The organism is Sphingobium sp. S6 (genome assembly GCF_905120495.1).
In the GTDB taxonomy this organism is placed as follows: domain Bacteria; phylum Pseudomonadota; class Alphaproteobacteria; order Sphingomonadales; family Sphingomonadaceae; genus Sphingobium; species Sphingobium agri.
Genome location: NZ_CAJHOG010000016.1, coordinates 20,463 through 28,740, shown reverse-complemented (window position 1 = coordinate 28,740; position 8,278 = coordinate 20,463). Strand labels below are relative to the sequence as shown.

Genomic DNA, 8,278 nt, shown 5'->3' with positions numbered 1-8,278 from the left:
TCCGTCCAATCTCCGCCAAGCATGCTCAAGCTTCACGATTTTTGCAACAGAGCCGCGAGCCGCACCTGGGCCTTGGAGAGGGCGAACTTGCGGCCACCCTTGCGTCCCCGCGCGCGGGCAGCGGCCAGGCCAGCCATGGTGCGCTCGCGGATCATATCCCGCTCAAACTCCGCCAGTGTGGCAAAAATGCCGAACACCATCCGGCCCGATGGCGTCGTGGTGTCGATCTGCGCGCCCTTGCCGGTGAGCACCCGCAGACCGATACCGCGATCCGACAGATTCTGCACCGTGCTGACCAGGTGGGTGAGCGTTCGGCCGAGCCGGTCGAGCTTCCAAACGATGAGGACATCGCCGTCGCGCAACGATTTCAGGCAGGCGGCAAGACCGGGGCGATCATCACGGCTACCGGATGCACGATCATCATAGATATTGCCTGGCTCGACACCGGCAGCGCGAAGGGCATCGTGCTGCAGGTCGAGCGACTGCGAGCCGTCGGCTTTGGACACGCGGGCGTAGCCGATCAGCATGGATCACAAACGAAGGTTTGAGGCGGTGACGAACATGAGCACATAAGATTGGGCTATTGTGTATCTTAACCAGCATCTCAATCAAGCTATCTCAAACCGTAGCTCGGAAAGAATAAGGAGCATGTATGCCGCGTCGCGTGACCCTGACCGATCGACAGCGCGAGGCGCTGCTTCACTTGCCGGTCGATCAAGGTGAGCTGCTGCGGCACTATACCCTCAGCGATGAGGATCTCGGGCATATCCGCCAGCGCCGGCGCGCCCACAATCGTTTTGGCTTCGCGCTGCAACTGTGCGTCCTGCGCTACCCGGGCCGGGTGCTCGCTCCTGGCGAGTTGATCCCGGCGCAGGTATCGGATTTCATCGCGGCCCAGCTCGGCCTGACCAGCGACGATCTACTCCTCTATGCCGCGCGCGAGGAGACCCGGCACGAGCATCTGGCGGACCTTCGCCGAATCTACGGCTATCGCTCCTTTTCGGGGCGGGGCGCACGGGATTTGCGCGAATGGATCGCTCGGGAAGCCGAGGCGGCGACATCGAATGAGGATCTTGCCCGTCGCTTCGTTGCGGAGTGTCGCCGCACCCGCACGATCCTTCCCGGCTCCTCGACGATCGAGCGCCTTTGCGCCGATGCGCTGGTTGAGGCCGAGCGCCGGATCGAGGATCTTATCGCCCATCGCATCACGCCAACCCTGAGCGAGAATTTGGCTCACCTGTTGGAGGATACGGTGGATGGTCGCGTCACGCGCTTCGTATGGCTGCGACAGTTCGAGGTTGGCGCAAATTCAGCAGCCGCTAACCGGCTGATGGATCGACTGGAATATCTTCAAAGGTTCGATCTTCCGGCGGATTTGCTGGACGGCGTGCCGGCGCATCGTGTGACCCGGCTTCGCCGGCAGGGCGAGCGCTATTACGCCGACGGCATGCGTGATCTGCCCGAAGACAGGCGGCTTGCGATCCTCGCTGTCTGCACCCTGGAATGGCGGTCATCGCTGGCCGATGTCATCGTGGAGACCCACGATCGCATCGTAGGCCGTCTCTATCGGGCCTCCGAACGCCTTTGCAACACCAGGATCGCCGACGAAAAGGCGGCCGTTCGGGACACGCTGAAGTCCTTTGCCGAAATCGGTGGTGCTTTGCTTGGAGCGCAGGACGATGGCACGGCCCTGGACGGGATAATCGCCACCGGTCCTGGCTGGGAACGGTTCAGAACCCTTGTCGCCACGGCCTCCGCGCTGACCAACGTGCTCGCGGCCGACCCGCTCAGCCGTGTGCTGGACGGCTATCACCGTTTCCGCCTCTACGCGCCCAGGATGCTGCGCCTGCTCGACATGCAGGCGGCGCCGATCGCCACGCCTCTTCTGGCGGCCGTTGCGATGCTGCGTAACGGGATCAAGGTCGATCCGCCGGTGGATTTTCTACGTCCCAACTCGAAATGGCATCGTCATCTTTGCGCTGAGCCCAGCGGCGACCACCGGCTTTGGGAAATCGCGGTGCTGTTCCACATCCGCGACGCCTTCCGGTCCGGTGACATATGGTTGGCGGGATCGCGCCGCTATGGCGACCTCAAGCAGCTTCTGGTCCCGCCACAGGCGATAGAGCAGACCGCGCGGCTCGCCGTGCCGCTGCGACCCGGCGAATGGCTGGCCGAGCGCAGGGCTCGACTGGATACACGGCTGAAGGAGTTTGGCCGCGCGGCGCGAACCGGCACGATCCCAGGCGGCATCATCGAGAACGGCAAGCTGCACATCGACAAGCTGAGGGCCGACACGCCCGAAGGGGCCGAGGATCTCGTGCTCGATCTCTATCAACAGCTCCCGCCCGCGAGGATCACCGATCTGTTGCTGGAAGTCGATGAGCGAACCGGATTTTCCGAGGCGTTCACGCATCTGCGCACCGGCGCGCCCTGCAGCGACCGGATCGGCCTGATGAACGTGTTGCTGGCGGAAGGCGTCAATCTCGGTTTGCGCAAGATGGCGGCGGCGACCAACACGCACAGCTTCTGGGAATTGCTGCGGATCGCGCGCTGGCATGTCGAAGGCAGCGCCTATGATCGGGCGCTCGCCATGATCGTGGAGGCCCACGCCGCCCTGCCCATGGCCGCCTTCTGGGGACAAGGGCAATCGGCATCCAGCGACGGGCAGTTCTTCCTTGCTACCGAGCAGGGCGAGGCGATGAATCTGATCAACGCGAAATATGGCAACGTCCCGGGCCTCAAGGGATACAGCCATGTGTCCGATCAATATGCGCCGTTCGCAACCCAGGTGATCCCGGCAACGGTCAGCGAGGCTCCCTATATCCTGGACGGGCTGCTCATGAATGACGCGGGCCGCCGCGTTCGCCAGCATTTTGCCGACACGGGCGGCTTCACCGATCATGTGTTCGCCGCCTGCGCCTTGCTCGGCTACAGGTTCGCCCCCCGTATCCGCGATCTCCCTCAGAAAAGACTCTATGCCTTCACGCCCAACGCGACGCCGGCCAATGTGCGAGCGCTGGTCGGAGGTAAGATCAATGAACCGCTCATCGAGCGCAACTGGCCCGACATCCTGCGCATCATGGCGACGATCGCAGCGGGGATCGTCGCCCCCAGCCAGATTCTTCGCAAGCTCGCCTCTTACCCGCGCCAGAATGAGCTGGCCCTCGCATTGCGAGAGGTGGGCCGCATCGAGCGAACCCTGTTCATGATCGACTGGATTCTTGATGCCGGCCTCCAGCGCCAGGCTCAGATCGGCCTCAACAAGGGTGAGGCCCACCACGCCCTAAAGCGCGCCATCAGCTTCCACCGCCGAGGTGAAATCCGGGATCGATCCGGCGAAGGCCAGCACTATCGCATCGCCGGAATGAACCTGCTCGCCGCCATCATCATATTCTGGAACACCATGAAGCTCGGCGAGGTCGTCAATACCCGGGCCGCCAGCGGTACCCATATCGCGCCTGATCTACTCGCCCACGTCTCGCCGTTGGGATGGGAACACATCAATCTAACCGGGGAATATCGCTGGCCCAAATCCTTAGCGTAGGATTCCGCCCCCTCCCGCAAACGCCCCCTACGATTGAGAAGCGCGGCGGAATCTCTTAGATTGATCGCTGGAGGCTTTGTTCGCGGAGACGCGCACATTGCCTTCTTTTCGTTTTAGGAAGCGCTGCCCTAAGCGACAGAAGCCAGAGCTTTGACAATGCGGCATTCCGCGATGGAGCCGACCATGTATCTTGATCCTATCGGTGCAGACACGCGATGATGGCGGTCACGACGGCGGTGGTTTCCGCGACGTCGCGCACCCTCACTGTGTCGAGGCCGATTTCAGCAGCGGGATAGTCATTCCCACCGGGGAATATCGCATCCCCAATGAACAGCATCCCGTCGAGCGGGACACCGCTCTCGGCACTCAGGCGCTTCAGGCCATAGCCCTTGTCGATCCCTGCTCTGGTCACGTCGATCGATGTCGTGCCACCGAGATTGATCGAGAGCTCCGGCAGCTTCGCGCGCAACGTGGCCTGCAACGCGGTCCTCTTCTTTCGGTCAGGATCCCACGCTTCCTTTTCCTTCAGCGGCGCTGCCTGCCCCAGGCCCGAAAAGGTGATCTGGCTGCCCCGGTCCTCGATCCGTTCGCCCCAGATACGTTCGTCGGCGAGACCGGCATCGGTCAGCGCCTGATCGAAGGCCGTGCGGATCTTCGCCTTCTCCGCGTCGTCGAACAGTTCGGCATAGACCGCGCGCCAAGCGCCATTGATGAACCGATAGAGTTTCGTGCCTGTGGTCGGCATCAACCAGAGACGGTCGAGCGCGACGCCGGCAGGAAGGCGCGAGGCGATCTGCTTTTCGAACTGCGGCCAGTCCCCGCCCGAGATCACCGCCACATCCGTGATGGCGAGCAATCGGGCGAGGATTGCGGCCATATCCTCCGATAACGGCCGCTTGCTCTCGGCAAGCGTGCCGTCGAGGTCGAAGGCGATCAGCCACTTCATGCCGCCTTCCCTGCCGGATCGCGGTAGGCGAGCAGCCTGAGCGCATTGATGACGACGAGCAGCGTCGATCCCTCATGAACCGCCACCGCTGGCCCAATGCCGAGGCCGAGGATGGTAGCAGGCACCAGGAAGGCGACGACACCCAGGCTGACGAAGACGTTCTGCCGGATGATTCCACGGGTATGGCGGCTAAGACCGACTGCGAATGGCAGGTGCGCCAGATCGTCGGCCATCAGCGCCACGTCGGCTGTCTCCAGCGCAACGTCCGACCCCGCCGCGCCCATCGCGATGCCGACCGTGGCGCTTGCCATCGCCGGCGCATCGTTCACGCCGTCGCCCACCATCGCGACCTTGTCTTCGCCGGCGAGCTTCTTGATCGCGGCAACCTTGTCTTCGGGCATGAGGTCGCCCCACGCTTCGTCGATCCCGACTTCGTCGGCGATCGCTTCGGCGACTTTCTGGTGATCGCCGGAGATCATTATCATCCGCGACACGCCCATCTCGTGCAGCCGACGCAACGCGGTCTTGGCAGCTTCGCGAGGCGTGTCCATCAGGCCGATCGCGCCCAGGTCGCGGTCCCCCTTGCGGACCACCATTGTCGTGCGGCCGTTCTCGCGCAGCTTCGCGATTGCGTCCTGCGCGCCCTGCCCCAGCGCCGGAATGCCCTCACTTCCGAACATCTCGGCCTTGCCGATCCACACCGTCTCGCCATCCACGCTCGCGGTGACGCCCCGACCGGTCAGGCTCTTGAGGTCGCCGGCAGTCGGCACGGCACGATCGTTCAGACGTTCGCGGCCGTCCTTGACGATCGCTTGGGCCAGGGGATGGTCGCTCAACGCTTCGACGGCGACAGCCAGCGCCAGCAACTCGCCTTCATCGGCGCCATCGACGGGCACGACATCAGTGATGCGCGGACGACCTTCGGTCAGCGTGCCCGTCTTGTCGAAAGCGATCGCTTTGAGCGACCCGAGGTTTTCGAGCGGTGCACCGCCCTTCACGAGCACGCCGCCCCGCGCTGCACGGGCAACGCCCGACAGGACCGCGCTCGGCGTTGCGATCGCGAGCGCGCACGGGCTTGCCGCCACCAGCACCGCCATCGCGCGATAGAAGCTGTCGCGGAACGGCTCGTCGACGACCACCCATGCGAACAGCAGGAGCACTGACAGGACCAGGACGGCGGGCACGAAGATCCGTTCGAACCGGTCGGTGAAGCGCTGCGTCGGCGACTTCTGCGTCTCCGCTTCGCTCACCATCTTCACGACCTTGGCAAGCGCGCTTTCATTGGAACGGCGTGTCACCTCGATCTCGATCGCGCCGCCGCCGTTGATCGTACCAGCAAAAACCCGGCTTTCCGCGTCGACTGCATCGGGCTTGGCGCGTGCCGCTGCGGCATCTGCGACCGGCACCTTGTCGACCGGGATGCTTTCACCCGTGACCGGGGCCTGGTTGATCGCGCTGGTGCCCTTGATGACGAAGCCGTCGGCAGGCAGGCGCTCGTTCGGGCGGACGATGGCAATGTCCCCGACGACCATCTGCTCGACCGGGATTTCGCTGGTCTGCCCGCCGCGTCGCACGGTCGCGGTTTCGGGCGCGAGCTTCGCCAGCGCCTCGATCGCCTTCTTGGCGCGGCCCATTGCATAATGCTCAAGCGCATGGCCGAGGCTGAACAGGAACAGCAGCAGCGCACCTTCGGCCCATGCGCCCAGCGCAGCGGCGCCGGCCGCAGCGACCAACATCAGCGTGTCGATCTCGAACTTCTTCATCCGGAGGTTGTCGATCGCCTCGCGCAGCGTGAAGAATCCGCCGAAGAAATAGGCTGCGATATAGCAGGCGGTCGGCAGCCATTCGGGCGCGCCAGCGACCAGCCTCTCGATCGCGTAGCCGATCCCCAGCAGCGCGCCACAGGCGAGCGCGAAGATCAGCTCGGTATTGGGGCCGAGAAATTCGGCGTGGCTATGGTCGTGGCCATCGCCGGGGCCGTGCTTCTCTTCGCCCGCGCCGTGGCCCCCGGGGCCGTGGTCGTGGCCGGCATGTTCATCGGCAGCGACCCGCTTGCCCACCCTCACCTTCAGCTTGCGAAGCGCAGCGCGCACCTCCTCTTCGGTGGTTTCGCGGCGATCATATTCGACCCGGACAGACCCGCTGGTGCTGGCGCTTGCCTGGACCACGCCGGGCAAGGCGCACAGCGCATCGCTGACCGTGCGCGCCCGACGTTCGTGGTTGATCCCCGTCACCTGCCAGATCGCATGGCCGTAGCGCTCGGTGATTTCGGCACCTGCGGCGCGCACCATTTCGCGCAACCGTGGCAGCGGCAGCTTGGCGGCATCGAAATGGATGCACAGCGCCGCTGGCGTGTTGCCGTCGAGACAGATCACATGCGCCCGCTCGACACCTTCGCGCTTTGACAGGGTTGATACGAGACGGTCCAGGCAGGCATCGGCCGCGTCAGGAAGGTCCGGCAACAACACTGGAATGTCGAGTTCGAGCTTGTCGTTCATGACGACCTCCTTTCGCTTTTCTTGGTTTCGGCGCGCGCGTCGCGCAGGATTTCGACACCGCCCTTGATGGCGATGATGGCGGTGGCGAAGCCGACCAGCAGGTCCGGCCAATTGGTACCCAACCACAGCACCAGCACGCCGGCGATCAGGATGCCGCCGTTGGAAATGAAGTCGTTGAAGCTGAAGGTGGTTGCGGCCCGGAGATTGACGTCCGGATCCTTGAGGCGCTGGAGCAGCCGCAGGCAGAGGTAATTCACGACGCCGGCGATCGCGGACATGACCATCATGGTAGGTCCGATGGGCTCGCTGCCCTGCACGTAGCGCCGTCCGACATCGATCAAGATGCCGCCCGCGAAGATCAGCAGCATGACGCCCGAAGCGACCGCGGCGCGTGTCTTCCATGTCTGGCCCCGGGTGAGCGCCACAAGGCTCAGCGCATACACAGCCGTATCGGACAGGTTGTCGACGCCGTTGGCGATCAGCGCGCTCGAGTCCGCGAAGAAGCCGGAAACGAAGAAGCCCGCAGCGATCGCCGCGTTCAGCAGCAGGACGATCCACAGTGTGCGGCGCTCCTGCCCGCCATTGTTGTCGTTGCCCGGGATCATCCCATCATCTCCTCAAGTGTCAGCAGGGCCAGGAAGCCGACGAAAAACATCGAGCTGATGAGCGGGGTGTCGGGTTTCTCGTGCGCCTCGACCAGCAACTCCTCCGTGACGAGGTAGAGCAGCGCCATCAGCCCGAAGCTGAGGAAGCCGGCGATCATCACCGGCGACAGCGCGGCGACCGGCACGGCAGCGAGCGCGCCGATCGGCAGCAGCAGGGCCAATGCCGAGACGATCACGATGATGCGCAAGCGCGAGCGATAGGTTTCCGCCAGCTCGTCGGTCAGCGTCAGTCCCAGAAATAACACTTCCAGAGTGAGCGCGATCGTCAGCAGGAGACCTGCCTTCTCGCCCGCCACGAAAGCGAGGCCGAGCACCAGGCCGTCGACCAGAATGTCGATGCCGATCGCGGCGAGTAGCGCCATCGGCCCCTTGAAGCGGGCCTCAAGAGCCTTGAGCCCCAGCATGGTCGCGACGCCCGCCGCCCCGCCGATCAACGTCGCGCTGGGCGATGCCTCATGCTTGACCTGCGGCAGGATTTCGGTCGCTGCCGCCGCGAACACGACGCCGGCAGCGAGATGCTGTAGGCCCGCCACGAGGCCAGGTTTCAACTTGGTGCGGCTCGCGACAATCGCGCCGAGCACGACCGCCAGCACAGGCGCAAGCGTATAGAGCAGTGCCTGCATTT

At 64.2% G+C, this 8,278-nt stretch carries 5 protein-coding genes and 1 pseudogene; 1 reads left to right on the top strand and 5 read right to left on the bottom strand.

The features are described 5' to 3' along the window. Positions 1-53: 53 nt before the first annotated feature. A pseudogene (locus SPHS8_RS19015) lies at positions 54-527 on the bottom strand (recombinase family protein); the annotation flags it as partial. Between the two features lie 125 nt (positions 528-652). On the opposite strand from SPHS8_RS19015, the gene SPHS8_RS19010 reads away from it, so the two are divergent. Further along, the gene (locus tag SPHS8_RS19010; protein WP_013849879.1) at positions 653-3,544 is read left to right on the top strand and encodes a Tn3 family transposase; all 2,892 of its coding nucleotides are present in this window, start codon (positions 653-655) and stop codon (positions 3,542-3,544) included. A 196-nt stretch (positions 3,545-3,740) separates the two neighbouring features. Here the strand turns inward: SPHS8_RS19010 and SPHS8_RS19005 are convergent, their stop codons facing one another. The 4 genes from SPHS8_RS19005 to SPHS8_RS18990 are packed head-to-tail and all read right to left on the bottom strand — an operon-like array spanning position 3,741 to position 8,276. After that, the gene (locus SPHS8_RS19005) at positions 3,741-4,490 is read right to left on the bottom strand and encodes an HAD-IIB family hydrolase (protein WP_004212890.1); all 750 of its coding nucleotides are present in this window, start codon (positions 4,488-4,490) and stop codon (positions 3,741-3,743) included. Further along, the gene (locus tag SPHS8_RS19000) at positions 4,487-6,988 is read right to left on the bottom strand and encodes a heavy metal translocating P-type ATPase (protein ID WP_004212886.1); all 2,502 of its coding nucleotides are present in this window, start codon (positions 6,986-6,988) and stop codon (positions 4,487-4,489) included. Before SPHS8_RS19000 ends, SPHS8_RS19005 begins: the two co-directional genes overlap by 4 nt. After that, positions 6,985-7,593, bottom strand: coding sequence for a cation transporter (locus SPHS8_RS18995; RefSeq protein WP_004212885.1), 609 nt, complete (start codon positions 7,591-7,593; stop codon positions 6,985-6,987). Before SPHS8_RS18995 ends, SPHS8_RS19000 begins: the two co-directional genes overlap by 4 nt. Next, positions 7,590-8,276, bottom strand: a complete 687-nt coding sequence (locus SPHS8_RS18990; RefSeq protein ID WP_004212882.1) for a ZIP family metal transporter — start codon at positions 8,274-8,276, stop codon at positions 7,590-7,592. The genes SPHS8_RS18995 and SPHS8_RS18990 overlap by 4 nt, the downstream gene beginning before the upstream one ends. Positions 8,277-8,278 lie beyond the last annotated feature (2 nt).

Excerpts from the sequence above, each read along its gene's own strand:
- SPHS8_RS19010 (WP_013849879.1), top strand. The coding sequence starts at position 653 with ATGCCGCGTCGCGTGACCCTGACCGATCGACAGCGCGAGGCGCTGCTT.
- SPHS8_RS19005 (WP_004212890.1), bottom strand. The coding sequence starts at position 4,490 with ATGAAGTGGCTGATCGCCTTCGACCTCGACGGCACGCTTGCCGAGAGC.
- SPHS8_RS19000 (WP_004212886.1), bottom strand. The coding sequence starts at position 6,988 with ATGAACGACAAGCTCGAACTCGACATTCCAGTGTTGTTGCCGGACCTT.
- SPHS8_RS18995 (WP_004212885.1), bottom strand. The coding sequence starts at position 7,593 with ATGATCCCGGGCAACGACAACAATGGCGGGCAGGAGCGCCGCACACTG.
- SPHS8_RS18990 (WP_004212882.1), bottom strand. The coding sequence starts at position 8,276 with ATGCAGGCACTGCTCTATACGCTTGCGCCTGTGCTGGCGGTCGTGCTC.